Annotated in this window: 20 protein-coding genes; 10 read left to right on the top strand and 10 right to left on the bottom strand. The window is 67.6% G+C overall.

Going from position 1 to position 25,896, the window contains the following annotated elements; all coding sequences use genetic code 11:
- Positions 1-18 precede the first annotated feature (18 nt).
- From RH91_RS15630 to RH91_RS15620, 3 genes are read right to left on the bottom strand one after another with little or no spacing between them, the layout of a single operon-like run.
- Positions 19-918: an alpha/beta hydrolase gene (locus RH91_RS15630; protein ID WP_010163873.1), complete on the bottom strand. Its 900-nt coding sequence runs from the start codon at positions 916-918 to the stop codon at positions 19-21.
- Positions 915-2,852, bottom strand: coding sequence for a sialate O-acetylesterase (locus RH91_RS15625; RefSeq protein WP_010163872.1), 1,938 nt, complete (start codon positions 2,850-2,852; stop codon positions 915-917). Before RH91_RS15625 ends, RH91_RS15630 begins: the two co-directional genes overlap by 4 nt.
- Positions 2,849-3,988 carry an aldose epimerase family protein gene (locus tag RH91_RS15620; protein ID WP_010163871.1) on the bottom strand — a complete coding sequence of 380 codons (1,140 nt, stop codon included), beginning with the start codon at positions 3,986-3,988 and terminating at the stop codon, positions 2,849-2,851. Before RH91_RS15620 ends, RH91_RS15625 begins: the two co-directional genes overlap by 4 nt.
- Before the next feature lie 143 nt (positions 3,989-4,131).
- Here RH91_RS15620 and RH91_RS15615 point away from each other — a divergent pair, with 143 nt between their 5' ends.
- On the top strand, positions 4,132-5,697 hold the full coding sequence (locus RH91_RS15615) for an alpha-N-arabinofuranosidase (protein ID WP_029623948.1): 1,566 nt from the start codon (positions 4,132-4,134) through the stop codon (positions 5,695-5,697).
- A 25-nt stretch (positions 5,698-5,722) separates the two neighbouring features.
- Complete coding sequence (locus RH91_RS15610; protein ID WP_010163869.1) at positions 5,723-7,636, top strand: NPCBM/NEW2 domain-containing protein; 1,914 nt, start codon at positions 5,723-5,725, stop codon at positions 7,634-7,636.
- A gap of 63 nt (positions 7,637-7,699) precedes the next feature.
- Here RH91_RS15610 and RH91_RS15605 read toward each other — a convergent pair whose 3' ends face one another.
- Both RH91_RS15605 and cydD read right to left on the bottom strand, forming a co-directional pair.
- Positions 7,700-9,361 (bottom strand): amino acid ABC transporter ATP-binding/permease protein, encoded by a 1,662-nt coding sequence (locus RH91_RS15605; protein WP_010163868.1) that lies wholly within the window; start codon positions 9,359-9,361, stop codon positions 7,700-7,702.
- Entirely contained in the window at positions 9,358-10,929 is a 1,572-nt protein-coding gene (cydD, locus tag RH91_RS15600; protein WP_010163867.1) for a thiol reductant ABC exporter subunit CydD, read from the bottom strand. Before cydD ends, RH91_RS15605 begins: the two co-directional genes overlap by 4 nt.
- Before the next feature lie 205 nt (positions 10,930-11,134).
- On the opposite strand from cydD, the gene RH91_RS15595 reads away from it, so the two are divergent.
- The 3 genes from RH91_RS15595 to cydX are packed head-to-tail and all read left to right on the top strand — an operon-like array spanning position 11,135 to position 13,989.
- The gene (locus tag RH91_RS15595) at positions 11,135-12,709 is read left to right on the top strand and encodes a cytochrome ubiquinol oxidase subunit I (RefSeq protein ID WP_010163866.1); all 1,575 of its coding nucleotides are present in this window, start codon (positions 11,135-11,137) and stop codon (positions 12,707-12,709) included.
- A gap of 14 nt (positions 12,710-12,723) precedes the next feature.
- A complete protein-coding gene (gene cydB, locus RH91_RS15590) occupies positions 12,724-13,866 on the top strand; it encodes a cytochrome d ubiquinol oxidase subunit II (RefSeq protein ID WP_010163865.1) in 1,143 nt (380 codons plus the stop codon).
- A gap of 24 nt (positions 13,867-13,890) precedes the next feature.
- Positions 13,891-13,989, top strand: coding sequence for a cytochrome bd-I oxidase subunit CydX (gene cydX / locus RH91_RS21745; RefSeq protein ID WP_010163863.1), 99 nt, complete (start codon positions 13,891-13,893; stop codon positions 13,987-13,989).
- Between the two features lie 70 nt (positions 13,990-14,059).
- Here the strand turns inward: cydX and RH91_RS15580 are convergent, their stop codons facing one another.
- The gene (locus RH91_RS15580) at positions 14,060-14,728 is read right to left on the bottom strand and encodes an OmpW/AlkL family protein (RefSeq protein WP_029623944.1); all 669 of its coding nucleotides are present in this window, start codon (positions 14,726-14,728) and stop codon (positions 14,060-14,062) included.
- A 132-nt stretch (positions 14,729-14,860) separates the two neighbouring features.
- Here RH91_RS15580 and RH91_RS15575 point away from each other — a divergent pair, with 132 nt between their 5' ends.
- Entirely contained in the window at positions 14,861-15,619 is a 759-nt protein-coding gene (locus RH91_RS15575; protein WP_010163861.1) for a Crp/Fnr family transcriptional regulator, read from the top strand.
- Between the two features lie 6 nt (positions 15,620-15,625).
- Here the strand turns inward: RH91_RS15575 and RH91_RS15570 are convergent, their stop codons facing one another.
- Entirely contained in the window at positions 15,626-16,360 is a 735-nt protein-coding gene (locus RH91_RS15570; protein WP_232283534.1) for an acyltransferase, read from the bottom strand.
- A 109-nt stretch (positions 16,361-16,469) separates the two neighbouring features.
- Between RH91_RS15570 and RH91_RS15565 the strand changes: the two genes are divergently transcribed.
- From RH91_RS15565 to RH91_RS15550, 4 genes are all read left to right on the top strand, one after another.
- Positions 16,470-16,910, top strand: coding sequence for a BLUF domain-containing protein (locus RH91_RS15565; RefSeq protein ID WP_010163859.1), 441 nt, complete (start codon positions 16,470-16,472; stop codon positions 16,908-16,910).
- Between the two features lie 61 nt (positions 16,911-16,971).
- Positions 16,972-18,507, top strand: a complete 1,536-nt coding sequence (locus RH91_RS15560) for a PAS domain-containing sensor histidine kinase (RefSeq protein ID WP_010163858.1) — start codon at positions 16,972-16,974, stop codon at positions 18,505-18,507.
- Positions 18,500-19,129, top strand: coding sequence for a response regulator transcription factor (locus RH91_RS15555; RefSeq protein ID WP_029623941.1), 630 nt, complete (start codon positions 18,500-18,502; stop codon positions 19,127-19,129). The genes RH91_RS15560 and RH91_RS15555 overlap by 8 nt, the downstream gene beginning before the upstream one ends.
- 116 nt (positions 19,130-19,245) lie before the next feature.
- The gene (locus tag RH91_RS15550; RefSeq protein ID WP_232283533.1) at positions 19,246-20,205 is read left to right on the top strand and encodes a L,D-transpeptidase; all 960 of its coding nucleotides are present in this window, start codon (positions 19,246-19,248) and stop codon (positions 20,203-20,205) included.
- 54 nt (positions 20,206-20,259) lie between these two features.
- Here the strand turns inward: RH91_RS15550 and RH91_RS15545 are convergent, their stop codons facing one another.
- The 3 genes from RH91_RS15545 to RH91_RS15535 are packed head-to-tail and all read right to left on the bottom strand — an operon-like array spanning position 20,260 to position 25,893.
- Positions 20,260-22,749 carry a TIM-barrel domain-containing protein gene (locus RH91_RS15545; protein ID WP_010163853.1) on the bottom strand — a complete coding sequence of 830 codons (2,490 nt, stop codon included), beginning with the start codon at positions 22,747-22,749 and terminating at the stop codon, positions 20,260-20,262.
- A 19-nt stretch (positions 22,750-22,768) separates the two neighbouring features.
- Positions 22,769-24,277, bottom strand: coding sequence for a tryptophan halogenase family protein (locus tag RH91_RS15540; protein ID WP_010163852.1), 1,509 nt, complete (start codon positions 24,275-24,277; stop codon positions 22,769-22,771).
- On the bottom strand, positions 24,274-25,893 hold the full coding sequence (locus RH91_RS15535; protein WP_010163851.1) for an alpha-amylase family glycosyl hydrolase: 1,620 nt from the start codon (positions 25,891-25,893) through the stop codon (positions 24,274-24,276). The genes RH91_RS15540 and RH91_RS15535 overlap by 4 nt, the downstream gene beginning before the upstream one ends.
- Between the last annotated feature and the right edge of the window lie 3 nt (positions 25,894-25,896).

The following is a 25,896-nucleotide window of genomic DNA, read 5'->3' as shown; positions in this document are numbered from 1 at the left end:
ACGCTCTTTCGCCGATCCCTACCGCTTCGTCTCTTGCGTAATCGCCTTCCGCGCCTCCAGCCAGCCGCCGTCCGCCAGCCAGTCGTTCAACCGGTCGGGCCAGTGCAGGATCGAGATTCGGTTCGACTCATCGAGATTGAACGCGTGTCCGCTGTCCGCAAACATGTGGAGTTCCGCGGAGACGCCCGCCTTGCGCAATTGCTCGTACAACGCCACCGACGGCGTGGCGCAGCACGGGTCCTTGCTGCCCGCGACGATGAACGCGGGCGGTGCCTGCGCGATGGCGGTGGCGGGGATGCCACGCGGACCGGGGAACACCAGCACCTGAAAGTCGGGACGCGCGGATTGATGGTCGATCGCGTCGGTGACCGGGCGCCCCGCCGGCTCGGGATTGTCCGCGACCAGCGACACCAGTTCGCCGCCCGCCGAGAACCCCATCACCCCGACCCGGTGCGGATCGATGCCATAGTCCGCGGCATGCGCGCGGACCCAGCGCAGCGCGCGGCGCGCATCGTCCGCCGCATCGCCCTCCACCGAAAAGGGCGAGCCGGGTTCGTTCGCGAGCCGGTATTTGAGCACGAATGCCGACACCCCCATCCGGTTGAGCGCGGTCGCGACCTTGGTGCCCTCGTTGGTCCACACCAGCAACTTGTGCCCGCCGCCCGGGAAGATCACGACCGCCGCACCGGTGTTGTGCGCGGGCTGCGCGGGGAAGGCGAGCAGCGACGGCTGGCGGATGTTGCGCACCCAGTAATCGCGCCCGATCTCCGCCGCGGGCGGGCGGGTGTCCTTGCCCGGCGCGCCGTTCGGCCACAGCTTGATCGTGGTCAACTGTACGGGCTTTTCGGGTTCCGGGTCCTGTGCGTGCGCACCCCCCGCGAGCAAGAGCAGCAGGCCAAGCGTCGCTATCCGTTTCATCGCACCACCATTTCGAAAGGACCAGCGGGGAGCGCTGCGTCATCGACCAGATTGACCGCGGGCGAGTCCGCCCAGGCATAGCGCACCCGGCTTGCCGGTTTGCCGTCCCCGGCGAGGGTCACGCGATTGCCGGTGATCGTCGCGGCGGCATAGCGGCACGTTCCCGCTGCCGGTCCGCACAGTTCGAACCCGATCGGCTGCGCCGCGCCGCGCGCGTGGAGCGCGCCGGTGACGCCCGCGAACGTGACCGTCGCCCCACCCCCGGCATCGCGAACCACGCCCGAGACGTGCGGTCCGGAGGCAGGCGCGGTCTGGCCGTAGGCCAGCGCCCCCATCGCCCGCGCGAGTCTGCGGCCGACTTCGTGCTTCTCGCCGGGATGGATATCGAGCGGGTCGCCAAGGTCGATCGCAAGCGCGACCGCCGCATGCCCGTCCGCCTCCGCCGCGCGGCGCTGATCGTCGCGGACCTGCGCCCAGCCGCTTTCGCCGGGCGCGATGGCGGGCGTCCCGAACCCCGCCAGCGACACGAGCGCAAAGGGGAGTTGCGGGACCCCGACCTGATGACGCCATTCCGCCATCAGCGCCTTCATCCGGTCGGCATAGCCCGGGATCGCAGTGTCGCTTTCCCCTTGATACCATGCGACCCCGGCGAGCGCGGTCTGCCCGAGCGGCGCGATCATCGCGTTGTAGATCGTCCCAGCGCCGGTGATGTCGTCCCACGGCACGCGCGGGGATGTGCCTTCGATCCGCTTGGCGACCGCATAGCGCCAGCCTTCCGCGATCGGCACGCTGCTACCATCCGCGAAGGTCAGCCGCATCGCGTCCGCCGGCCCGGGCATGCCCCCGGTCGAATAGGCGTTTTCGACGTTGATCGTGAGGACGTTGCGCCCCGCCTGCAGCGTGCCCGCAGGCACCGTATACATCCGTGCATCCCACCCGCCGCGACCGCCGACGGGCTTGCCGTTGATCCAGGTGCGGTCCGCATCATCGATCGCGCCGATCGCGATCGTCGCCATCTGGCGCGCCTGCGCGGCGGAAAGCGTGATCGTCTTCTGGTACCACAGCATCCCGAGATAGGTCGCGAGCGCGGGGACGCCCCAATGTTCGTAGAAATCGATCTTCGGTACTGCTTGCCAGTCGAGCGCGGCGTCGGGTTGCCACGGTTCACGCCCCGCCTGGTCGCCCGACCGGTCGCGCCACCAGCGTTCCCATTCGAGGCCCGCCGCGTGGCTCGCGGCGGCGGGATCGCGCGCATAGAGCTTGAGCAGATCGGCTTGCGCGCCACGTCCGGCGGCGCGTTGTGCGTCCTCGCCCATCCAAGCGGCGATCTGCGATCCGCCCCAGCTCGAGTGGATCGCGCCGATCGGCACCTTGCCGGTTTTGCGCAGCTCCTGCGCCATGTAGAAACATGCTGCCGAGAAGCTGCCCGTCGTTTTCGGCCCCGCTGCCGCCCATTCGGGTTGCGTGCCAAAGCGGTCGAGCGGGACGGGCGAGGTCGCCTTGGCGACCGTGACGAGCCGGAGCTGGTCGTCGGTTGACCCCATGATCGCGCCGATCGCATCCTGCGCGCGCTCGACCGGGAGTTCCATGTTGCTCTGGCCCGAACAGAGGAACACGTCGCCGACCAGCAGGTCGTGGATCTGCGACGTCCCGCTCGGCGCGATCAGCAGCATCTCATACGGTCCGCCCGCAGGCAGTGCTGGAAGCGAAACGCGGAACTGTCCGTCGCGCCCCGCCTTGGTCTGCGCCGAAGTGCCCGCGACGATGACGGTGACCGCTTCGCCCGCCACCGCCGTGCCGAAGACGACCACCGGCTGGTTGCGCTGGAGGACGGCGTGATCGCCGAGGATGCCGGTGACCTTGGGGGCGGCGACCGCCCCGGTTGCGGTGGATGCGGCGAGAAGCCCGAGCCCGAACGCGATCCCGCGCTTCACCGGGCCTTCACCGCGAAACGGTAGACGATCTGATTGTGATAGGTTTGCCCGGGGTCGAGCCGCGCCGATCCGAACGCTGGCTGGTTGGGCGTGTCGGGGAACACCTGCGGCTCGAGCGCGATGCCGTCGCCCTGGCGATACGCGTGCCCGGACTTGCCGACCGCGGTACCATCGAGGAAGTTGCCGGTATAGAGCTGGACCCCGGGCTGGTTGGAGAGCACTTCCATCGTCCGCCCGCTGACCGGATCCTCGACCCGCGCGTGGAGCCGCGGCGCCCTAGCGACATCGCGCGCGATCACGTAATTCTCGTCATAGCCCTGACCGTAGACGATCTGCAGATCACTCGCGTCGCGGATTCGGCTGCCGATCACCATCGGCTGGCGGAAATCGAGCGGGGTGCCGGCGACCGGACGGAACTGCCCGTTCGGGATCAGCGTCGCATCGACCGGGGTGGTCGTCTCGGCGGGGATGGTCAGCACCGCATCGTAGATCGAACGCTGCGACGCTTCGCCGCCAAGGTTGAAGAAGCTGTGGTTGGTGATGTTGACGATCGTCGGCTTGGTCGTCGTCGCGCGATAGTCGACCGACAGCTCGTTCGCGTCGTTGAGCGTATAGGTCGCGGTGACGCTCAACGCGCCCGGATAGCCTTCCTCGCCATCCGCGCTGGTATAGGACAGCGTGACGTGCGCGGTCGTACCGCCCTTCGCCTCGACGATCCGCCACAGCCGCTTGTCGAACCCCTGGACCCCGCCGTGCAGTGCGTTGGTCTTGTTGTTGAGCGCGAGGCTGTACGCCTTGCCGTCGAGCGTGAACTTCCCGGCCTTGATCCGGTTGGCATACCGCCCGACGGTCGCGCCGAAGTAATTCGGCGCCTCGAGATAGCCGCGCATGTCATTGTAGCCGAGCGTGACGTCGGCGACCTTGCCGTCGCGGTCGGGGACTTCGACCGCCTGCAGGATCGCGCCATAGCTCAGGATGCGCGCGCGCATGCCCTTGGCGTTGGTCAGCGTCACGACGTCGACCGCCTGGCCATCGGCGAGCGCTCCGAAACGGGAGCGTTCGGCACTGGCGGCATGGGCGGACGCCGGAGTGAGGAGGCAAAGCGAAAACGTCGTGATTGCGATGGCCTTGAACATGAAAGTCCTTCTCCAGGGCCGTGGTGCCGGCACCGATCATGCGCCGTTGACGTCACGGCTTGCCACTTATACTCAGACAATATCGGTCAAAGAGCAACCCCTCGAGCAAGGGTGTCGCAACGAATCGGAGAAGGATTTTCACCATGCTACGCCACGTTAGTCTTGCGCTCTGCTTGGGTGCCGCCAGTCTTCCCGCCATCGCCCTCGCGCAACAGGCCGCGCCCGAAGGTGCCACCGCGACGATCCACGCCGATCAGCCCGGGCCACGAATGAACCGCCAGGTGTTCGGCCAGTTCGCCGAGCATCTCGGCCACGGCATCTATGGCGGCATCTGGGTCGGCGAGACGTCGAAGATCCCCAACGACCACGGGTATCGCCGGGACGTGCTCGACGCGCTCAAGGCGATCAAGGTGCCGATGGTGCGCTGGCCCGGCGGGTGTTTCGCGGATGAATATCACTGGCGCGACGGCATCGGCACGCGCGCCAAGCGCCCAGTCAAGATCAACACCAACTGGGGCGGGGTGGACGAGGACAACGCCTTCGGCACCAACGAATATATGGGCTTCGTCGAACGGCTGGGCGCGGACTCCTACGTCTCCGCCAACGTCGGCAGCGCATCCCCGGGCGAGACGGCGGCGTGGGTCGAATACATGACCTCGCCAAGCGGTTCGACGCTGGCGAAGGAGCGCGCCGCCAACGGCCATCCCGCACCGTTCAAGCTCGACTATCTCGGGATCGGGAACGAATTATGGGGCTGCGGCGGCAACATGCGCGCCGAATATGCCGCCGACCTGACCAACCGCTATGCGCAATTCGCCAAGGCGAGCGGCAAGACCAAGATGCTCAAGATTGCGAGCGGCCCGAGCGACTCGAACTACGAATGGACCGACACGATGATGCGGCTGTCGGGCAAGAATATCGACGGCCTCGCGCTGCATTATTACACCCGCCCGCACGACACGAAGTGGGAAGACAAGGGGCCGGCGCTCGGCTTCTCCGAAAACGACTGGGCCGCGACGATGGCGCACACGCTCCAGATGGACGAGTTCGTCACCAAGCATTCGGCGATCATGGACAAATACGATCCCGCGAAGAAGACGTGGCTGGTCGTCGACGAATGGGGCACCTGGTATGACCCAGCGCCGGGCAGCAACCCAGGCTTTTTGGTCCAGCAGAACAGCGTCCGCGATGCGGTGGTCGCGGGGATCAACCTCAACATCTTCGCGCACCATGCCGACCGCGTGAAGATGGCGGCGATCGCGCAGATGGTGAACGTGTTGCAGGCGATGCTGCTCACCGACGGCGCGCGGATGGTGAAGACCCCGACCTACTGGGTGTTCGACCTGTACAAGCCGTGGATGGACGCCACCGTCCTGCCGATCGACGTCAAGACGCCGTGGTACCACAAGGACGCGTTCGCGCTTCCGGCGATCCATGCGTCCGCCGTCCGCGACACCGCCGGGCAGGTCCATGTCGCGCTGGTCAACCTCGATCCGAACCGCGCGGTTCCGGTGTCGGTCGCGCTGACCGGGCTGTCCGCGACGGGCGTTTCGGGGCGGGTCGTCACCGGTCCGACGATGGACGCGCACAACAGCTTCGAGCAGCCCGATGCGGTCAAGCCGGTGGCGTTCACCGCAGCGCAGGTGGCGGGTGGCACGCTCACGGCGACCGTTCCGGCAATGTCGGTCGTCGTGCTCGACCTGCGCTGATCCGATCGACCAAGGGAGACCGCCGATGCGTCGCACCGTTTCAAAATGCCTGATCTCCCTCGGGCTGGGGATCGGCGCGTCGCTCGCGGCAGGCACCGCGCTGGCGGATGACCTGACGCCAACCGGTCGCTGGACTGCCAATACCGACGGCAGCGCGAAACTGCCGCCGATGGGGTGGAACAGCTGGAACGCCTTCGGCACCGATGTCAGCGAGGAGAAGGTGATCGCCTCGGCGAAGATCATCGCGGACAGCGGGCTGCAGGCGAAGGGCTATCGCTACATCGACATCGACGACGGCTGGTGGCTCAAGCGGCGCCAGACCGACGGGCGGATGATCATCCGCACCGCGACCTTCCCCTCCGCGGCCGGGGCAGGGCCGGGCGGCGAGACGAGTTTCCGGCCATTCACCGATCGGCTCCATGCGATGGGGTTCAAGGCCGGGATCTATTCGGATATGGGCCGCAATTCGTGCGGGCAGGTTTATGCCTCGACCGCGCCCAACCAGCCCGAGGGGACGGTCGCCGAGCGGGAGATCGGGCTGTACGGCCATGTCGACCAGGACATCCGGCTGTATTTCGCCGAATGGGGGTTCGACCTGATCAAGGTCGACGGTTGTGGTCTCCGCGCGCTGCCCGCGACGAGTCCGCTGGTCCAGTCGGGCAAGTATCGCGAATTCCCGCCGATCATCGACCCGGAGTCGCTCGGTAGAACCGATATTCCGAAGGTACGCGGGCTCTACCAGTCGGTTGCCACCGCGCTGAAGCGCTACAATCCGGACATGGATTATCTGTTCTCGATCTGCCTGTGGGGATCGGCGGACGTGCGCGCCTGGGCCAAGGACCTCGGCAACATCTCGCGGACCAGCGAGGACATCTCGGCCAACTGGTCGCGGATGCTGCACAATTTCGACACCGTCTCGCGGCGTGCGCTCTATGCGCATCCCGGATCGTGGAACGATCCCGACATGCTGTTCGTCGGGACCGGCGACTTCGACGCGGCGCACATGGCCGAGGCGCGCAGCCACTTCGCGTTGTGGGCGATGGAGAATGCGCCGCTGTTCATCGGCTATGACCTGCGCAAGGCGCCGCCGGGGTTGATCGACCTGCTTGGCAACACGCGGCTCATCGCGCTCAACCAGGACCCCGCGGGAAACCAGGCGGTGCTGGCGTATGATACCGACGACGTCCAGATGCTGGTCAAGACACTTGCCTCGGGGGACAAGGCGCTCGCGATCTTCAATCGCAATGCAACGCCCATCGAAGTCGTGCTCACCGCCGCGCATCTGAAATATACCGACACGGGCGAGATCGCGCTCGAGGATCTGTGGACCGGGCAGAAACAGCGCTTCCGCGGCGAGACCAAGCTGATGCTCGCGCCGCACCAGACGCTGGTCTTCGCCACGCGCGGGACGCGATTGCTGCCGGGTGGGCTGTATCTGTCCGAGCAGCCGGGCAGCGTGAACCCCGCGGTCGATGGCGTCACCGTGCCCGAGCACGAGCCGATCAACCACCGCGCGGTCTCCGCCTGGGCGTCGACCCGCGGGGTCGGGGATCGCCCGCGCTATGGCGGCTGGGGCGGCGCGCAGGCCGACAGCACGCCGTATGGCGAGACGCTGCAGGTCGCGGGGAAACGCTTCGTGACCGGAATCGGGGTGCTCGCCAACTCGCGGCTCGAGGTGCGCAACGCCGGGTTCAATACCTTCACCGCACAGGTCGGCATGGACGATACCGCGCGCGACCGCAGTCAGCCGGTTCGCTTCGCGGTCTATGGCGACGGGAAGCTGCTCCGCCAGTCCGCTCCGATCGGGTTCGGCGACGCGGCGGTGCCGCTGTCGGTCGAAGTGCGCGGGGTGACGCTCATCGAACTGGTCGTGCGGACGGCAAAGCCGACGCGTTTTCCGGATCCGGTGACGTGGGGCGAGGCGGCACTGACCCGGTAAGGCAGGCTCGCCGTCCGATCGGGTCCCGTCCGCCTGGCCCGCGACCCGTCATGGCTTGCGGTCTCAACGCGTCGCGGTAGCGGCACGCGGCGGAAGTGACGAAGCAAGTTCCTGATTACCTGTTTGTTCCGCACCATAATGCGCGATCGTGGAGCAGAAGGCGCGCGCTTGCCGGGAATGCGTCACCATCAAAACGCCTTGTCCCGTCGTCGCAATTCGCGCGCCGAGCCGGTCGAGCACACGCCGCTCGGTTGCCGGGTCAAGCCCCTCGGTCGGCTCGTCGAGCAACAGCCACGCGGCGCGGGATAGAAAAGCGCGGGCGAGCGACAACCGCCGCCGCTCACCGCCCGACAAGCGCGCGCCATTCTCGCCGATCCAGCCGTCCAGTCCGCCCGGAAGCGCCGCCACGCGGTGATCCAGCGCAGCGTCGTGGAGCGCCTGCCACAGTCGGCTGTCCTCCGCCTCCGGGTCCGCCAGCATCAGATTGTCGCGGACCGTTCCCGTCAGCAACGCTGCATCCTGCGGCGCGAGCGCGAAGAGCGACCGAAGCCGCGCCGGCGTAATGTCGGCGATATCCACGCCGCCGATCCGGATACCGTCGCGCTCCACGGGGCGCAGCGCGAGCAGCGTTTCGATCAGGCTGGTCTTGCCGCAGCCGGAGGGGCCGAGGATCGCGACACGGTCGCCCGGTTCGAACGGCGCGGCCGCTAGCGCCCTGAACCATATGGTCGGTGCGGTCGGGGACAGGTCCGCCACGGCGACGGCGGGAGCCGGCTGCAACGCTAGGATTGCATCGAGCCGCGCGGTCGCCGCGGCGACGCTCGCGCGCTGCGCGATGTCGCGGATCAGCGGCGCGGCTCCGTCCACCCCCATCGCCGCCGCGAGCGCGGCAAGCGCCGCGATCGGTGCGCCCGCCGGGATCGCCAGTGTGAACGCAACCCCCGCGGCGACCGCGATCGCGGTTGCCTGCACCAGGTCGAGCCAACTGGCGGCGTCCGCGCCGGCAAGCTGCGCGGTGGCAAGCGCGGCGCTGGCCCGCTCGATATCGGCAACGGCACGCGCTTCGAGCGCGTAGCAGCGCAATTCGGGCGCGGCAGCGCCATAATCCGCGAGCCGTTCCTTCAGCACCCCGTTTGCCTCGAGCGCGACCTGCGCGGGGAACCGCATCCGCCATGCAAGGAGCGTCGCCACCCCGACCGTCGCGGCAATCACGCCTGCAACCGCGACCATGACGCCAGGTCCGCCAAGCACCGCCAGCAAGGCCGAGCACGAGACCGCACCGCCCAGCGCCCAGCGCGCCGACCGCCGCACCACCGCCGCTTCGACGACCGCGACATCCTGCACCAGCCGTGCGCTCGCTTCGCCGGTCGAGAACCGCACCGCGTGCCCCGGCGCGGTGGCGGCGATTGCGCCGAACAGTGCGGGACGGACCTCCGCGAGCATCCCGAGTGCTGCGTCATGCGCGCTGAACCGCTCGCCATAGCGCGCGCCGGTGCGGACGATCGCGAGCAGCCGGATGCCGACCGCCGGGAGCATATAGTTGAAGACATGCGCCGCGCCCGTCATAGCGGCCAGCGCGGCGGCCGTGAGGAACCAGCCCGACAGGCCGAGCAACAGCACGGTCGCGGCGGCGACCGCGAAGCCGCCCGCAGCGGCATAGCGCAGGTTGCGGGCATGACCGCGCGCGGCGATGGCGAGCAGGCGGGCGAGGCGGCCTGGCATCATCGTTCGTCCAGCCGGATGATGCGATCCGCGATTGCCGCAAGCGCCGCACTGTGGGTCGCGATCACCGTGGTCCGCCCACGGCAGGCCTGTCGAAGGGTAACGATCAACGCCGCTTCGGCGGGCGCGTCGAGATGGGCGGTCGGTTCGTCGAGCAGCAGGAGCGGCGCAGGCTTGAGGATCGCGCGCGCCAGCCCGATGCGGCGACGTTCCCCGCCCGACAGGCCGCTCCCGCGCGCGTCGATCGTCGCATCGAGCCCGCCCGCGCGCCGCGTCAGCGCGGGGGTCAGCCCGGCCGCCGCTGCCGCCGCGACGATCCGCGCGCGACTGGCGGCTGGATCCGACAGCGCGATCGTGTCGGCGATGGTCCCGGGCAGCAACAGCGGGTTCTGCCCCGACCAGGTCGCGAGCGCCGCGAGGCTGGCGTTCCCGGGGAGCACGATCCCGTCGATCGCGAGCGTTCCTTCCGACAGGGGCGCGAGGCCGAGCAAGACATGCAGCAGGCTCGATTTGCCGCTCCCCGAGGGGCCCGTGATCGCGACGATCTCGCCGGGCGCGACGTCGAGCGTGAAATCGCGGACCGCCGCGACATCGGAATCCGGATAGCGGATCGTAACCGCAGCGAAGGTCACGCGTGGCAGCGCGGTCGTGGTACGAGACCAGCCCGCCGGCTCTGGCGCTTGTGCCGCGAGGACAGCGTCGAGCCGGACGCTCGCGGTCTCGGCGGCCTGGCGATCATGATACGCCGCCGCCAGCCGTCGCATCGGTGCGTAGAATTCGGGGGCCAACGCCAGAACGAAGAAGGCGCGAAACAGCGTCAGATGCTCGGGCACCGCTACCGGCAACAGCCCGAGCAAGTTGAACCCGGCGTAGACCGCGACCAGCGCGACCGACAAGGCCGCGAAGAATTCGAGTGCCGCGGACGACACGAACGCTACTCGCAGCACGCGCATCGTCCGCCGGGCGACCGTTGCGCTGGCAACCGCAATCCCGTCGGTTTCCCGCGCGACCGCGCCGAACGCGAGAATGACGGGAAGCGCGCGCAGACGGTCGGCGAGGCGGATCGACAGTTGCGCGAGCGCGTCGAACTGGCGCCGCGATTCCGCCGCCGCCGCGCCGCCGGCGAGCACCATCGCGGCGATGAACGGCACGAGCGTCAGCAGCAGGATGATCGCCGCGACCGGGCTGGCCACCGCGATCGCGCCGCCGATGAGTAAAGGCGCGATCGCGGCCGCACGGCGTGCGGGCAGGAAGCGCGCGACATGGCCGTCAAGCGCCTCCACCTCGTCCACCGCGCTGTTCACGAGTGCCCCGGTGGAACCGTGTCCGGCAAGCGGGCGGAACAGCGCCGCGACGACACGCGCGCGGATCGCCGTCTTGGCAGCCTGCGCGTCGCGCGCGCCGGCGCGGACCGCGAACATCGCCGCCACGCCGCGCAAACCGCCCGCGAGGATCATCAGCGCGATCCACCACCCGATCCGCAGATTCCCCGCGGCAAGCGTCGCAACCGCACCCGCCAGCCCCGCCGCAAACAGGATCGCCGCGACGGTATCGCCGAGCAGCAACACCATCGGGCGCGCGGAAGCATAGCCCGCGATCTCTTTCAATAGCGGGACGGCGGGGGTGGGAGACAGGGCGGCGGTCGTCATTCCCGTTGCCTAGAACAGGGGCCGTAATGGCCGAATACGGGAAACCGCGTATTCCGGCAAAAGCGGTGCCGGGGGTAGCCGAACGCGATTGGCGGCTCGCGGATGGTCGAGCCGGGAGGGCTATGCCATGGATTTCACTATCGTCGATCTGTCGCGACTTCAGTTCGCGCTGACCGCGCTCTATCACTTCCTGTTCGTACCGCTGACGCTTGGTCTGAGCGTCATGCTGGTCATCATGGAATCCTTGTACGTCATGACCAACCGCCCGATCTGGCGGGTGATCACGCGGTTCTGGGCAAAGATCTTCGGGATCAACTTCGTGCTCGGCGTCGCCACCGGGCTGACGATGGAATTCCAGTTCGGCACCAACTGGTCGTATTTCTCGCAATATGTCGGCGACGTGTTCGGCGCGCCACTCGCGATCGAGGGGTTGATGGCGTTCTTCCTAGAGGCGACCTTCGTCGGGTTGATGTTCTTCGGCTGGGAGAAGCTCGGCAAGGGGCAGCATCTGTTCGTCACCGCGATGGTCGCGCTCGGCACCAATCTGTCGGCGCTGTGGATCCTGGTCGCGAACGGCTGGATGCAGAATCCGATCGGCGCACGGTTCAACACCGATACGATGCGGATGGAAGTGACCGATTTCGGCGCGGTACTGTTCAACCCCGTAGCGCAGGCGAAGTTCGTCCATACCGTCAGCGCCGGGTACGTCATCGCGTCGGCGCTGGTGCTCGGCGTGTCGGCCTTCTACCTGCTGCGCGGTCGCTACACTCAAGTCGCCAAGCGGTCGATGACGGTCGCCGCCGCGTTCGGGCTGGCGTCGTCGCTGTCGGTCGTCGTGCTTGGCGACGAGAGCGGTTACGCGCTGACCGACAACCAGAAGATGAAACTGGCGGCGATCGAGGGCGCGTGGCACACCGCACCTGCACCGGCGGGGCTGACGCTGTTCGGCTTCCCCGATTTCGAGACACGTACGACACGCTATCAGGTCGAGATCCCCTGGGTGCTCGGGCTGATCGCGACCCGCAGCCTGTCGGGCACGGTGACCGGCATGTCGGAACTCGTCCTGCAGGCGCATGAGCGGATCAGCTCGGGCCAGATCGCGTATCGCGCAGTCCAGGTCCTCAAGCACGCCCCGCAGAATGTCCCGGCGCGCGCGGCGTTCGAGATGCACAAGCGCGACCTCGGCTATGCACTGCTGCTCAAGCGCTACGTCGCCGACCCCGCTGCCGCAACGCCCACGATGATCGACGAAGCGGCCTGGGATACGGTGCCGAGCGTCCCGCTGATGTTCTGGTCGTTCCGTGCGATGGCGGGAATCGGGTTCGCGATGATCGCGCTGTTCGGCGCGGCATTCGTTTTCGCAACGCTCCGGCGGCATGACTCGTCGCGCTGGTTCCTCCGCATCGCGGTCGCCGCCATGCCGCTGCCGTGGATCGCCGCCGAACTCGGCTGGGTCGTCGCCGAACTCGGGCGGCAGCCGTGGGCGATCGACGGCGTGCTGCCGACCTTCCTCGCGACGTCGTCGCTCACGCCCGCGATGCTGATCACCACGATCATCGGCTTCACGGCTTTGTACGGCGGACTCGCGGTGATCGAAGTTCGGCTCGTCCTCGCCGCGATCGCGCACGGTCCGCTCGAGGACCTGCCCGATGCCGATCCCGCGCCGGTCGTCACCCGGCCCATCCCGCACCTCGTCGCCTGAAGGACGCTCCGATCATGGCTTTTCTCGATTATGAAGTCCTCCGCCTGATCTGGTGGACGTTGCTCGGCGTGCTGCTCATCGGTTTCGCGGTGATGGACGGGTTCGACCTCGGCGTCGGCGCGCTGCTCCCGTTCATCGCGCGCGGCGATGTCGAACGGCGGCTCGTCATCAACGCGATCGCCCCGACGTGGGAGGGCAACCAGGCGTGGTTCATCCTCAGCGGTGGCGCAATCTTCGCCGCCTGGCCGCTGCTCTACGCGATCAGCTTCTCGGGGTTCTACCTCGCGATGTTCCTCGTGCTCGCGGCGCTCATCCTGCGCCCGGTCGCGTTCAAATATCGCTCCAAGTCGAATGATCCCAAATGGCGGGCGCGGTGGGACTGGGCGCTGTTCATCGGCGGGTTCGTACCGACGTTGGTCTTCGGGGTCGCGGTCGGCAATGTCCTGCAAGGGGCGCCGTTCCGGATCGATACCGACCTTCGCGCAACCTATGAGGGGAGCCTGCTCGGTCTGTTCACGCCCTTCACCCTGGTCTGCGGGCTGTTGTCGGTGGCGATGCTGGTCCTGCACGGCAGCGCGTGGCTCGCGGTGAAGATCGAACACGGCCCGGTCCATTGCCGTGCCCGCGCAATCGGCACGGGGGCGGCGGTCGCGTCGCTGGTCCTGTTCGCGATCGGCTGGGGGTTCGTCGCAAGCGGCAACGGCTATGTCGCGCAAGGCGTGGTCGATCCGTTCGGCCCCTCCAACCCGACCCGGCTGACGACGGTCGTCGAGCAGGGCGCGTGGCTCCGCAATTACGCGCGCTATCCGTGGATGATCGTCGCACCCGTCCTCGGTTTCGGCGGCACCGCGCTGGCGCTCGCCGGGATCCTGTTCCGGCGCGAGGCGGCGGCGCTCGTCGGTTCGTCGCTGGGGGCGGCCGGGATCATCTCGACGGTAGGGCTGTCGATGTTCCCGTACATCCTGCCGTCCAGCATTGACGCGCATTCCAGCCTGACGGTGTGGAACGCGTCGTCAAGTGCATCGACGCTGGTGCTGATGCTCGTGGTCACGCTGGTGCTGCTACCGATCATCCTGGTGTACACCGCCTGGGCGTACCGCGTGATGTTCGGGCGGGTGACCACCGCGCAGGTCATCGCCAACGTCGACCTGTATTGACCACCCCGACTGGAGGATAAGCACATGTGGTATTTTACCTGGGTATTGGGGCTAGGCCTCGCGGTCGGGTTCGGCATTCTCAACGGGCTGTGGCACGAGTTCCACCTGCCCGTGGAGGATTGACCCGCCGCATCGATCGACACGAAAAAAAGGGCCGCCCCGGAGTTCCGGGGCGGCCCTTTTTACGTCTGGATCAGAGCCGGATGCCGATCCCGACCCCGGCGACGATGGGATCGATATGGACTCGCGACCGGTTGACGGCGGCACCGGTGTCGAGCCGCGCGGTCGTGTCGATGTCGATGTATTTGACGTCGAGATTGACGAATAATCGCTTCGAGATGTCGACGTCGATCCCGGCCTGCAGCGCATAGCCGAAACTGTCGTTCAGATGGACGTCGGTCGGCCCGATCGCCTTGACCAGCGAGTCGCTCGCCTTGGCCGAATAGAAGATCGTGTAGTTCACCCCGGCACCGAGATACGGGCGGACATGCCCTTTGGGCAGGAAGTGATATTGCAGCGTCAGCGTCGGCGGGAGAACCCAGGTGCTTGCCACCTTGTCGAGGGCAGCGATCGTGCCGCGCCCGATCACGCTGTGCTTGGTCGTCGCGAGGATCAGCTCGGTCCCGAGATGGTCGGTCAGCATATAGGTGAAATCGACCTCGGGCGCGAAACTGTCGTCGACCCCGAGCTTGCTGCCGGGGAAGCCCGGCGTCACCGCGTCGCTCCGTTCGTTCGGCGCGACCATGATCGCGCGCGCGCGGACCAACACGTCGCCCTGCTGGATCTGCGCGGACGCCGGTATCGCGATCGTGCCCGCGACCGCGGTGGTGAGCGCAGCGCCCAAGGCTAAGGTAAAACGCATGATATCCCTCCGTCGATGATGATGGAGAGTCGCGTAGCGCGGTGGCGACCGGGCGGATTTGCGCGCCGACACGCGCGCGCCTACGTATGATTACGCCGATCCTGCACCGCGCGACGATCGTAGGGTCGCGCGATGGCACCGCATCTCCGACAACAACCGCCCGTGCGGGAGGATTGCGACACGTGCGCGGTGCGGGATCGTTCGGTCTGTGGCGCGCTGACGACCGGGCAGTTGATGCCCCTGGCGACGATGCGCCGGATCGAACGGCTTGCCGTAGGCGAGACGATCGCGTGGGAAGGCGCGCCATCGGTGATGATCGCAATCGTGCGCCAAGGACTGGTCGGGCGCAGCCTGCTGCTAGCGGACGGGCGCGAACAGGTCGTTGGGCTCGCGTTCGCCGGGGACATGGTGGGGCGCCCCTTCGCCGCCATCAGCGACCACAGCCTGACCGCGATCACGCCGACGGTGCTGTGCGTCTTTCCGCGCGCAGCGTTCGAACGGTTCGCTGCCGCCAGTCCGCCGCTTGAACATGCGATGCTGCTTCAGTCGCTCGACGCCCTTGCCCGGACACACCGCAACATGTTGATGCTCGTGCGAATGTCCGCCCCGCAACGGATCGCGACCTTCCTGCTCGATCTCGCCGAACGGGGGGATCGCACGCCGGCGGGACACATTGCGATCCCGCTCGGGCGACAGCAGATCGCCGATCTGCTCGGGCTCTCGATCGAGACGGTCAGCCGCCGGCTGCGCGCGTTCGAACGCGCGGGGCATATCGGCCTGCCGGGGCAACGGACTCTGGTGATGCACGATCCCACGGCACTTGCTGCGATCGCGGGCGGGAGGGGGACGCCGTCCCTGCCTGCCGATGGCCGCCGTCAAGTTATGGCGTGATCGCGATCAGCTGGCGAGATCGGCGTGAAAGAAATGGTTGCGCCGGAGTTCGATCAACCGCGGCTCGAACACCGGATCGAAGTCGCATCCGCGGGCCTGGATCATATCGCGCCATTCGTCCGGCAGTTGCTGGTCGCGGCGCGTAAGCGACAGGACATGCTGCGCCATCGGCCGGATCCGCCGAAGCGGTGACCCGCCATAGACGTAACCGCCTTCGACATGGCCCTTCAGGACCGCACCAGCACCGATGATCGTGTTATCGCCGATCGTCGTGTCGGGAAGAACGATGGCACCGTGACCGATGAAGACGTTGCTGCCGATGATGATCTTGCCGACGGCATCGAAAGCGGTGTTCATCATGCGGTTGATCATGTTGATCGAGCCATCGTGCCCGAACAGGAAACAGTCGGAAAGCCGGGCATTGTCCCCCAGGCGGACATAGTCCGGATCGGTGATGACGGCCCGCGGGCTGATAGAGCAATGTTCGCCCATGACGATACGCCCTTCGGCCTTGAGCGCCGCGGCATGGGATAGCCCGTCGACCTCGCCCGGGCGCCCAAGCGCGCGCCGTAACAGATTTAGCATACTGCCTATCATCGTTCCCCCCTGTCCTTTTGATTTGCATCCGGCAAAGGTCGAGGCAAGCAGAAGAAAGGAAGTGTTAAGTATATCTGTGTAAGTTAATGTACTGTAACGGCACATCGAAATTGAAGGGTCGTCGTTCCCGGCACCACCGTTCATGGGGTTTGCGGGCGTGTTTCCCACCGTCCACCGCTTTCGGTGGAATGTTCGTATGGCGTGCCGCCGCGCAATCGGTGAAACGACCGGGAGCCTCCTTGAAGATACACGCATGGACCGAACCGTCATCTATGTCAGCAAACGGGTGTTCCCGGTAAGCGACGCCGTCAAGGTCATCGCCGGGATCGTCGAACCGGCGCGTCTGCGCAATACCGGGCTTGGCGTGACCGGGGTGCTGGTCGCGACCGAGAATACGTTCGCGCAGGTGATCGAAGGGTCGGAAGATGCAATCGAGACATTGATGCGCAGCATCGCGCGCGACCCTCGTCACTGCGACGTAACGGTGTTGCGGCGTGAAAGCCTTTTACGCCGACGGTTCGTCCGGTGGTCGCTCGCGTATCAAGGCCGGTCGGCGTATTTCGAGGGATTCATCCGCCCCCTGGTCGCGCAGCCCGACGCGCCGCGGGCGGATGTCGACCGTCTGGTCGACCTAATGGACCGTCTTGCGGCACCCACGTCGCGGCGCCTGTCGCACGAAGGCGGGTCTCCGTAGAGATACGTAGATATTCCGATGCCCGTGGTACGCTAGGCCAGCGGATGCAACAGGAACACCAATGCCGATCCACTATTCGTTAGACGTCCCGCGCGGCGGGTCAGGTGGCGTGGGAGACCTTGGCGCGCTGCCGAGCCTGATCGCGGCATTGCCCGACCATGCGATCGTCCGGCTCGACGCGCAGGGGCGGGTCAACGGCTGGGGAACCGCCGCCGACACGCTGTTCGGCTGGAACGCGGAGGAGATCCTCGGGCATGACGTCGAACGGCTGTTCGCGCCGGGCACCGCCGGTACTCTGATCGCGCATATCGCGCCAGGTGGCGGACGCAAACGCGAGACCGCGGATGACCAGTGCCGCCACAAGAGCGGCGCGAGCTTTCGCGCGATCACCTCGCTGACGTCGATCGCGAGCGCGGGCGGCGCGGTCGAGGGCTTCTGGCTGGTGGTGCGCGACGTGACTGAGGAGCGCGCCTCCGCAAGCTCGATCGAGGCAAGCGCGATCCTGCTCAACTCGATCCTCGAGACCGTTCCCGACGCGATGATCGTGATCGACGACCACGGCGTGATCCAGTCGTTCAGCGCGACCGCCGAGAAACTGTTCGGCTATGACGAGGCCGAGGTGCTCGGGCGCAACGTTTCGATGCTGATGACGACGCCCGACCGCGAGGCGCACGACCGCTATCTCTCGCGCTATCTCGACACCGGCGAACGCCGCATCATCGGCAAGGCGCGCCGTGTCATCGGGCTGCGCAAGGACGGCACGACCTTCGCGCACGAACTCGCGATCGGCGAGGCGCGTGGGCGCGGGCGGCGCGTCTTCACCGGCTTCATCCGCGATCTGACGCAACGTGAAACCGCCGCCGCGCAACTCGCCGAACTCCAATCCGAACTGCTCCACATCTCGCGCGTCACCGCGATGGGGACGATGGCCTCTACCCTCGCACACGAACTCAACCAGCCGGTCACGGCGGTCGCCAATTACGTCGAGACATCGCTCGCGTTGTTGCAGGCGGGTGCGCCGGGGAGCGACGCGATCGTCCAGGAGGCGCTCGCCGAGGCGGCGGCGGAAGCGCACCGTGCGGGCAAGATCGTCCGGCGGCTGCGCGATTTCGTCGCGCGCGGGGAACTCGACAAGACGGTCGAGGCGCTGTCCGACATCGTCGACGATGCGTGCGCGCTCGGCATGGTCGGCGCGGCGACGCCGTCGATCGAGATCGAACGCGCGATCGACCCGACGACCGGTCCCGTGCTGGTCGACCGCGTGCAGATCCAGCAGGTCCTGATCAACCTGATGCGCAACGCGGTCGAGGCGATCCCGGGCGAACACGGCGGGATCATCCGCGTCACCGCGCGCCCGCAGGGCGACTTCGCGCAGGTGACGGTCACCGACAGCGGGGCAGGGCTTGCCCCGGGCATCCTCGCCACGATGTTCGGCGCCTTCGCCAGTACCAAGCGAGACGGCATGGGGCTCGGCCTGTCGATCTGCCGGACGATCATCGAGGCGCATGGCGGGCGGATCTGGGCCGAATCCCGCCCGGTCGGCACCGCGTTCCACTTCACCGTGCCCCGGGCAGGGCGGGAGACAAGAGATGACTGACCGTCCCGTCGTGCACATCATCGATGACGAGGAAGCGATCCGCAAGTCGGCGGGGTTCATGCTGCGGACCGCGGGCTATGCGGTCCATACCTGGCCGAGCGGGGTCGCCTTCCTCAAGCAGGCGCGGCAGGCGCCGATCGGGTGCATCCTGCTCGACGTGCGCATGCCCGAGATGGACGGGCTCGAGGTACAGGCGACGCTGACGGAACGCGGGATCGCGATGCCGGTCATCATCCTGACCGGGCATGGCGACGTCGGCACCGCCGTGCGGGCGATGAAGGGCGGCGCGGTCGATTTCCTCGAGAAACCGTTCGAACGTACGGTCTTGCTGGCGATGGTCGAAGCGGCGATCGCGCGGATCGAGGATGCGGACCGGCATGCCGCCGAAGCCGACGCCGCCAGGCTCCGCATCGCCGCCTTGACGCCACGCGAGCGCGACGTGCTGCAACAGCTGGCGCATGGTCTTCCCAACAAGACGATCGCGTTCGACTTTGGGATCAGCCCGCGCACCGTCGAGGTGCATCGCGCGAACCTGATGGCGAAGCTCGACGTGGCGAGCTTTCCCGAAGCGTTGCGGATCGCGTTCGCGGCCGGGCTTGGGCCGCAGCCGGACGCGGGGTAGCGTTCGCACCGATCGGGAGAGGCTGGCGTTTTCCTCGGGCGAGGCGGGCGTAGGTAGTCCCCCCGATAGCCGATTTCGCCGGGTTCTGGTCTGCCGTCGCCTTTCAGGAGAATGGCGTGATCGTATCCCGTGTGTTCGGACGCTTGTGCGCCATCATGGTCGCAGCAAGCCCGCTGCTGTCCGTCACCGCGACTGCCCAGACCCCGTCCGGCCCGGTCGAAACCCTTAAGCCTGGCGACTTCCTGTGGGAGCCCGAGATCGCGCCGAACGGGCCGGTGACGATCGTCATCAGCACCGCGACGCAGCGCGCCTATGTCTATCGCAACGGCGTTCCGATCGCGGTCAGCACGGTATCGACCGGGCGTGCCGGGCATGAGACGCCGATCGGGGTCTTCACGATCCTGCAAAAGGCGGTGACGCACCATTCGAACCGCTACAACAATGCGGCGATGCCGTTCATGCAGCGGCTGACCTGGGACGGGATCGCGCTTCATGCGGGACCGCTGCCGGGCTATGCCGCGAGCCACGGCTGCATCCGGCTGCCGTCGGGTTTCGCCGAGCGGCTCTATGCGATCACCGCGCGCGGCGCGACCGTCGTCATCACCGACGAAGCCGCTGTCCCCGAAATCGCACCGACCGCCGACCCGCTGGTCGCGCCAGAGGACCGCCATGCTGCGCCCGAGGACTATGCCTGGAACCCCGAGCGCTCCCCGACGGGGCCGATTTCGCTGCTGGTGAGCGGGCGCGACCGGCGGCTCGTCGTCCTGCGCAACGGGCGCGAGATCGGATCGGCGCGGGTGCTGATCGATGCGCCGATCCTGGCGACGCGCGCCTATGTCCTGCAGGCGATCGACCCCGCCGGGCCGCACTGGCTTGGCCTGCCGCTGCCCGGTGCACCGGACCCTGCGGCGGGCGAGACAGTCGATCCGGATCGGTCGGGCTCGCATATCCCCGCAGCGTTCCGGGCAATTCTGCTCGGCGTGCTGCAACCCGGAACGACGATGCTCGTCACCCGCGACACGCTGGCGAGCAGCGGGACCGGTCAGCGGCTGCGCGTGTTCGATACGCAACGCTGAGCGACCGTTTCCCCGGCGCAGGCCAGTCGCGCCTGCACCGGGGCGGCGTGACGGTTAGCGTGCCAGCATCACGCGCGATGCCTTGACCGGCGCGGGCATCGTGAACGCCACCGTCTGCGCCGCGCTGTCTGCCGCCGTCGCCAGCCGCTTGCCGTCGTGCGTTGCGGTCGCCGGCGTGCTCCAGCCGTGGACCGTCACCGTCACCTGCGACCACCACGGCTTGAAGCTCCCGTCGCGCGCCTCGAACGCGATCGACAGGCCGTTCGGCGTCATCGCGCACGTCACCTTCTGCCGCAGGAACCCGCGGCGTTGATAGGCGAGCGTCGTGCCGTCATCCTCGTACAGCGTGCCGACGCATTCGGCACCCGGATAGACGTCGAGCATCAATGGTCCGCTCGGCATCTGAGCCGTGCTCTGGACGAGCGGCTGGCGCGGCAGGATCGTGCCCGCGCGGACGAACACCGGCAGGCGGTCGAGCCGTGGCGTCTCGACGACGCGGTCGCCGTTGGAACGCGCGGTCGGCACGGCCTGCGTCGCGGACTGGATCGGACCCTGCACGGTCGGCTCGGGGGTGCCGGTGCGCAGTCCGGTCCAGTAATCGTACCAGCCCCCGGCGGGCAGGCAGACGTCATAGGTCTGCGGCGATTCCGGGCTGGGCGGGGGCGCGATCAGCAACGCCTTGCCGAGCGTGAACGTCATCGACTGGTTGCAGCTCGCCGATGCCGCACTTGGGTAATCGTAGAACACCGGGCGCATGATCGGGTCACCAAGCCGGCTGTTCTGGTCCGCCAGCGCATAGAAATACGGCATCAGGCGATAGCGTTCCTCGACGAAGCGGCGGCGGATCGCAAGATGGTCGGGGCCGTCGACCCACGGCTCGACGCGCGGCGTGCCGGTCGCCGAGTGATCGCGGAAGACGGGGGTGAACGCGCCGATCTCGAACCAGCGCGTCAGCAAATCGGGGCTTGGCCCGCCCGCGAAGCCGCTGACGTCGGCGGCGCTATAGGCGAAGCCCGACAGGCCGAGGTTGATGATCTGGTGGACCGACAGCTTGAGGTGATCCCAGGTCGCGAGATTGTCGCCGGTCCAGGTCACCGAATAGCGTTGTCCGCCCGCATAGCTTGCACGCGTCATCACGAACGGGCGCTCGTTGGGCCGCAGCGCGAGCAGGCCGTCATAGGTCGCGCGCGTGTTCTGCATCCCGTAGACGTTGTGGATCTCGCGGTGGTCGCCGGTGCGGGTGGCGAAGTCGTCACTGTCGATGCGGTGGACCGTGTCGAGCGGCATCGTCTTGGTCGGCGTGTTGAAGATCGCGGGCTCGTTCATGTCGTTCCAGAAGCCAGCGACGCCCGCATCGAGGAAGCCCTTGTACAGCGTCCCCCACCAGGTCCGCGCCTTCGTCGTCGTGAAATCGGGGAAGACCGAGTCCCCCGGCCACACCGGCGCGACATAGTCGCTGCCGTCGGGGTTCTTGACGAACGCGTCGATCCGCTTGCCGGTCGTGTAGGGCGCGTAGCCGGTGTCGGCCTTGGCGATGTGCAGGTCGGTGATCGCGATCAGCTTGATCCCCTCCGCGTTCATGTCCTTCACCAGCGCCGGAAGGTCCGGGAAGGTCTGCGGATTGGTCGTGAACGGGCGGTTGCGGTCCTGATAGCCGATGTCCAGCCAGATCACGTCGGTCGGCACGCGGTCGGCGCGCAGGTGGCGGGCGATCTCGCGGACTTCATCGGCGGACATGTAGCTGTAGCGCGACTGCTGGTAGCCGAGCGCCCATTTCGGCGCGAGCGGCGCGCGGCCGGTCAGCCCGGCGTAGCGGCGGGTGACGTCGGCGAGGCTGGGACCGTTCAGGAAGTAATAGTCGATCGGCCCGTCGGCGCCGCCGAACTTGAGCGTGTCGGCGTCGCGGTGGCCGAAATCGAACCAGGTGCGATAGGTGTTGTCGAGCAGGATCCCGTAGCTGCCGCCCGCGCCGCCGGTCGTGGCAAAGAACGGGATCGACTTGTAGATCGGGTCGTCCCCGCTGGTGAAGCCGAACGCATCGGTGTTCCAGTCGACGAATTCCTTGCCGCGCCGGTCGAGCCCGCCGGTCTTGTCGCCGAGGCCGTAGATATGCTCGCTGATCGGCAGAGTCTTGGTGAGCGTGAACGCCTTGCCGTCGACGCGCGCCGGGGCGGCATCGGCCGAGATGATCTTGCCGTCGAGCGTCTCGAACGTCACCGCGCCACCCGCGCCGATGCGGACCCGCAGCGTCGCGGTGGTGAAACCGTCGGGGGCTGGCGTCACCGTCGCGCGGGTCTTGCGCTGCGCGGGGAGGACCGCCCAGCTGGCGTCCTCGGGATAGACGCCGTCACGCGCGATGCGGACCCGGACGAGATCGTCCGACAAGGCGATCAGCTTCATCTTGAGCGCGCCCGCGGTCACTTCTACGCCATCGCGCGCAGCCGTCAGCGTGGTCGCGGGGGCAGCAGCCTGTGCCTGTGCGGCGGGGGCGGTGAGCGGCAGCGCGACGGTGGCGAGCAGCAGCGCGATGGGGAGGCGTTTCATGACTGGTCTCTCACTGAAATTACCGGGGGAGGTGGGTCTGGTGCGGCTGGAAATTGCGCGCGCAGCGGCTGAGGAAATCGTCGATGCGGGCCATGTCGACGCGGTCGATATCCGGACCGGGCGGGACGAGCCGGGCATCCTCGGGGAAGGTGCCATAGCCCGCGAACAGGCAGTGCCAGCTAATCGCGCTGTAATAGCGCCCGAGGTCGAGCCGCTCGATCTCGGAGGCGAGATCGCCGCCCGTGAACCACGCCGACATCACGCGCTTGAGTGTGTCCGACGGGTCGACCGCGCGGGCGGCCGCCCAATAGCCGTGCGGGTCGGCATGGCGCTGGTTGAGCCGGTAATGCGCGACGATATAGTCGCGCACGCCATCGTAGCGTGCGGCGATCCGCGCGTTGAACGGCGTTCGCGCCCTGGCGGTGAAGCCATCCGCATCGACCGCGTCGAGGAACGCCTCGACCGTTGCGATCACGAGATGCAGCGCGGTCGCCTCGAGCGGTTCGAGGAACCCCTGCGCGAGCCCGACCGCGAGCGCATTGTGCGACCAGCTTTCGGCGACCCGTCCGACGCGCATCGTCAGGTGGCGCGCGGTACCGCTGTCGCCGACACCAAGATGGTCGCGTAATTCCGTCTCAGCCTGTTCGGGCGAGAGATGGCGGCTCGAATAGACATAACCGTTCCCGCTGCGGGTGGTGAGCGGGATGTCCCACACCCACCCGGCCGACAGCGCGGTCGCGCGGGTCTGGCTGGCGAGCGGCGCGGCGGGGTCGCGCGGGGTGGGCAGCACGACCGCGGCATCGTTGAACAACGTTTCGGCGTAGCGGACGAACGGGACGTTCAGGGTCTGCTCGAACAAGACGCTGCGGAACCCGCTGCTGTCGACGAACAGGTCGCCAACCACCGGAGCGCCATCCTCGCACAGCAGCGCGGCGATCCCGCCGTCTGCTGCACGTTCCACCCCGGTCACGCGCCGCTGGAGATGCGTCACGCCGCGCTTCTCGACCGCGTGCCGCGCGAGGAAAGCGCCTACCTTATAAGCGTCGAAATGGTAGCCGTAGCTGACCTCGAACGGAAAGGTCTCGTCGGGTTGCGGCGCACACGCCGCATCCGCCAGCCGCGCCGGAAGCAGGAAACGATCAGGATGCGCCACGACATCGCGCCCGGTGCGGCGCGCGCGGGTGTTGTAGAAGAAGGCGTCGGCGGTGTGGCTGTCGAGTGCGGTCGGGAAGGGGTGGAAATAGCGGTCGAACCCCGGGCGATCCGACCAGCCCTCGAACCCAATCCCGAGCTTGTAGGTCGCGTCGCACGCGGGCATCCATTCGGCCTCGGATATCCCGAGCTGGTCGAACAGGCCTTTCAGTTGCGGGGTCGAACCCTCGCCGACGCCGACGATCCCGATCTCGGGGCTCTCGACCAAAGTCACCCGCGCGTCGGGCCAGCGGCGCGCGATCAGGCAGGCCGCAATCCAGCCGGCGGTGCCGCCGCCCAGGATGACGATCGCCCGATCCGCCGTCGGATGCGTCACAGCCTGAGCACCAGCCCGGCGAAGGCGGGCAGCGTGTCCATGTCGCCGTCGTGAGTCGCCAGCAGCACGGCACCGTCGCGCGCAATCGTCTCCGGCACGCGGCGCGCGGTGTCGCTGAAGTTGAACAGGCACAGCAGCCGCTCGCCGTCCGCCGCGCGCTCGAACGCGAGCAGCGCATCGTCGCTGAACAGCACCCGCAGGTCGCCAGCGCGCAATGCCGGGTGCGCGTTGCGCGTCGTCAGCACGCGCCGGGTCCAGTTGAGCAGCGAGTCCGCGTCGGCATCCTGGACGTCGACCGCGAGGGCGGCGTGATCGCCACCGAACGGCAGCCATGGCGTCACGCTCCCGAAACCGAGATCGTCCGCTGCGCCGACCCACGGCATTGGCGTCCGCGCCCCGTCGCGCGACAGCGTCATCGGCCAGTTGGCGATCGCCTCGGGGTCGAGCAGGTCCTCGAACGCGATGTCGACCTGCGTCAGCCCGAGCTCCTCGCCCTGATACAGGAAGATGTTCCCGCGCAGCGACGCGAGCAGCAGCAGCTTCATCCGCGCAAACGCGCGCGCATTGCCGGGCGTGGTCCAGCGCGAGACCGCGCGTGGCGCGTCATGGTTCTCGAACGCCCAGCTCGGCCAGCCGATCGTCGGGTCGTTCGGCCAGCGCGCGAGGGAATCCGCGACGAGTTCGGGCTTCAATGCATCGGCATAGAGGAAGTCGAAGCTGTACGCGCTGTCGAGCCGCTTGCCGCCCGCCGTGAACAGCTTCATCTCGCGATCGCTGTCTTCCCCGCCGATCTCGGCGACGGTGAAGCCAGCGCCATACTCGTCGAGCAACGCGCGGATCCGCTCGAGAAACGCCGGGATGTCGGCGTGGCTCTGGTTGTGCAGCTTGAGCTGGAAATCGAAGGGCCGCGTTCGTGCGCGGTTGGTCGCGGGGGCGGGGGGGTTATCGGTCAACGCGGGGTCGTGCATCGCGAAGTTGATCGCGTCGAGCCGGAAACCATCGACCCCGCGATCGAGCCAGAAACGCGCGGTATCGAGCAGTTCCTGCTGCACCGCCGGATTGTGCCCGTTGAGCTGCGGTTGTTCCTTGAGGAAATTGTGGAGGTAATATTGCTGGCGGCGCGCGTCCCACGTCCACGCCGGGCCGCCGAACACCGATTGCCAGTTGGACGGCGGGCTGCCGTCCGCCTTGGCATCCGCCCAGACGTACCAGTCGGCCATGTCGCCCGAACGGCTCGCGCGGCTTGCCTGGAACCACGGATGATCGTTCGACGTGTGCGAATAGACCTGGTCGATGATGATCCGCAGCCCGAGCGCATGTGCGCGCGCGACGAGCGCGTCGAAATCCGCGAGCGTGCCGAAGATCGGGTCGACGTCGCGATAGTTCGCAACGTCATAGCCGAAATCCTTCATCGGCGAGGTGAAGAACGGCGACAGCCACACCGCATCCATCCCGAGCGAGGCGACATGATCGAGATGCGCGGTGATCCCGTTGAGATCGCCGATCCCGTCGCCGTTCGAATCGGCGAAGCTGCGCGGATAGATCTGGTAGATCGCGGCGCCCTTCCACCATTGTTCGGAGGCAGACGGCGCGGATTGGACGGCAGGGGCGGTCATGAG

Source organism: Sphingomonas sp. PAMC 26617 (genome assembly GCF_000242835.1).
Lineage (GTDB): Bacteria > Pseudomonadota > Alphaproteobacteria > Sphingomonadales > Sphingomonadaceae > Sphingomonas.
This window is presented reverse-complemented; position numbering and strand designations above follow the sequence as displayed.

Excerpts from the sequence above, each read along its gene's own strand:
- RH91_RS15630 (WP_010163873.1), bottom strand. The coding sequence starts at position 918 with ATGAAACGGATAGCGACGCTTGGCCTGCTGCTCTTGCTCGCGGGGGGT.
- RH91_RS15620 (WP_010163871.1), bottom strand. The coding sequence starts at position 3,988 with ATGTTCAAGGCCATCGCAATCACGACGTTTTCGCTTTGCCTCCTCACT.
- RH91_RS15615 (WP_029623948.1), top strand. The coding sequence starts at position 4,132 with ATGCTACGCCACGTTAGTCTTGCGCTCTGCTTGGGTGCCGCCAGTCTT.
- RH91_RS15610 (WP_010163869.1), top strand. The coding sequence starts at position 5,723 with ATGCGTCGCACCGTTTCAAAATGCCTGATCTCCCTCGGGCTGGGGATC.
- RH91_RS15605 (WP_010163868.1), bottom strand. The coding sequence starts at position 9,361 with ATGATGCCAGGCCGCCTCGCCCGCCTGCTCGCCATCGCCGCGCGCGGT.
- cydD (WP_010163867.1), bottom strand. The coding sequence starts at position 10,929 with ATGGTGTTGCTGCTCGGCGATACCGTCGCGGCGATCCTGTTTGCGGCG.
- RH91_RS15595 (WP_010163866.1), top strand. The coding sequence starts at position 11,135 with ATGGATTTCACTATCGTCGATCTGTCGCGACTTCAGTTCGCGCTGACC.
- cydB (WP_010163865.1), top strand. The coding sequence starts at position 12,724 with ATGGCTTTTCTCGATTATGAAGTCCTCCGCCTGATCTGGTGGACGTTG.
- cydX (WP_010163863.1), top strand. The coding sequence starts at position 13,891 with ATGTGGTATTTTACCTGGGTATTGGGGCTAGGCCTCGCGGTCGGGTTC.
- RH91_RS15580 (WP_029623944.1), bottom strand. The coding sequence starts at position 14,728 with ATGCGTTTTACCTTAGCCTTGGGCGCTGCGCTCACCACCGCGGTCGCG.
- RH91_RS15575 (WP_010163861.1), top strand. The coding sequence starts at position 14,861 with ATGGCACCGCATCTCCGACAACAACCGCCCGTGCGGGAGGATTGCGAC.
- RH91_RS15570 (WP_232283534.1), bottom strand. The coding sequence starts at position 16,360 with ATGAACGGTGGTGCCGGGAACGACGACCCTTCAATTTCGATGTGCCGT.
- RH91_RS15565 (WP_010163859.1), top strand. The coding sequence starts at position 16,470 with ATGGACCGAACCGTCATCTATGTCAGCAAACGGGTGTTCCCGGTAAGC.
- RH91_RS15560 (WP_010163858.1), top strand. The coding sequence starts at position 16,972 with ATGCCGATCCACTATTCGTTAGACGTCCCGCGCGGCGGGTCAGGTGGC.
- RH91_RS15555 (WP_029623941.1), top strand. The coding sequence starts at position 18,500 with ATGACTGACCGTCCCGTCGTGCACATCATCGATGACGAGGAAGCGATC.
- RH91_RS15545 (WP_010163853.1), bottom strand. The coding sequence starts at position 22,749 with ATGAAACGCCTCCCCATCGCGCTGCTGCTCGCCACCGTCGCGCTGCCG.
- RH91_RS15535 (WP_010163851.1), bottom strand. The coding sequence starts at position 25,893 with ATGACCGCCCCTGCCGTCCAATCCGCGCCGTCTGCCTCCGAACAATGG.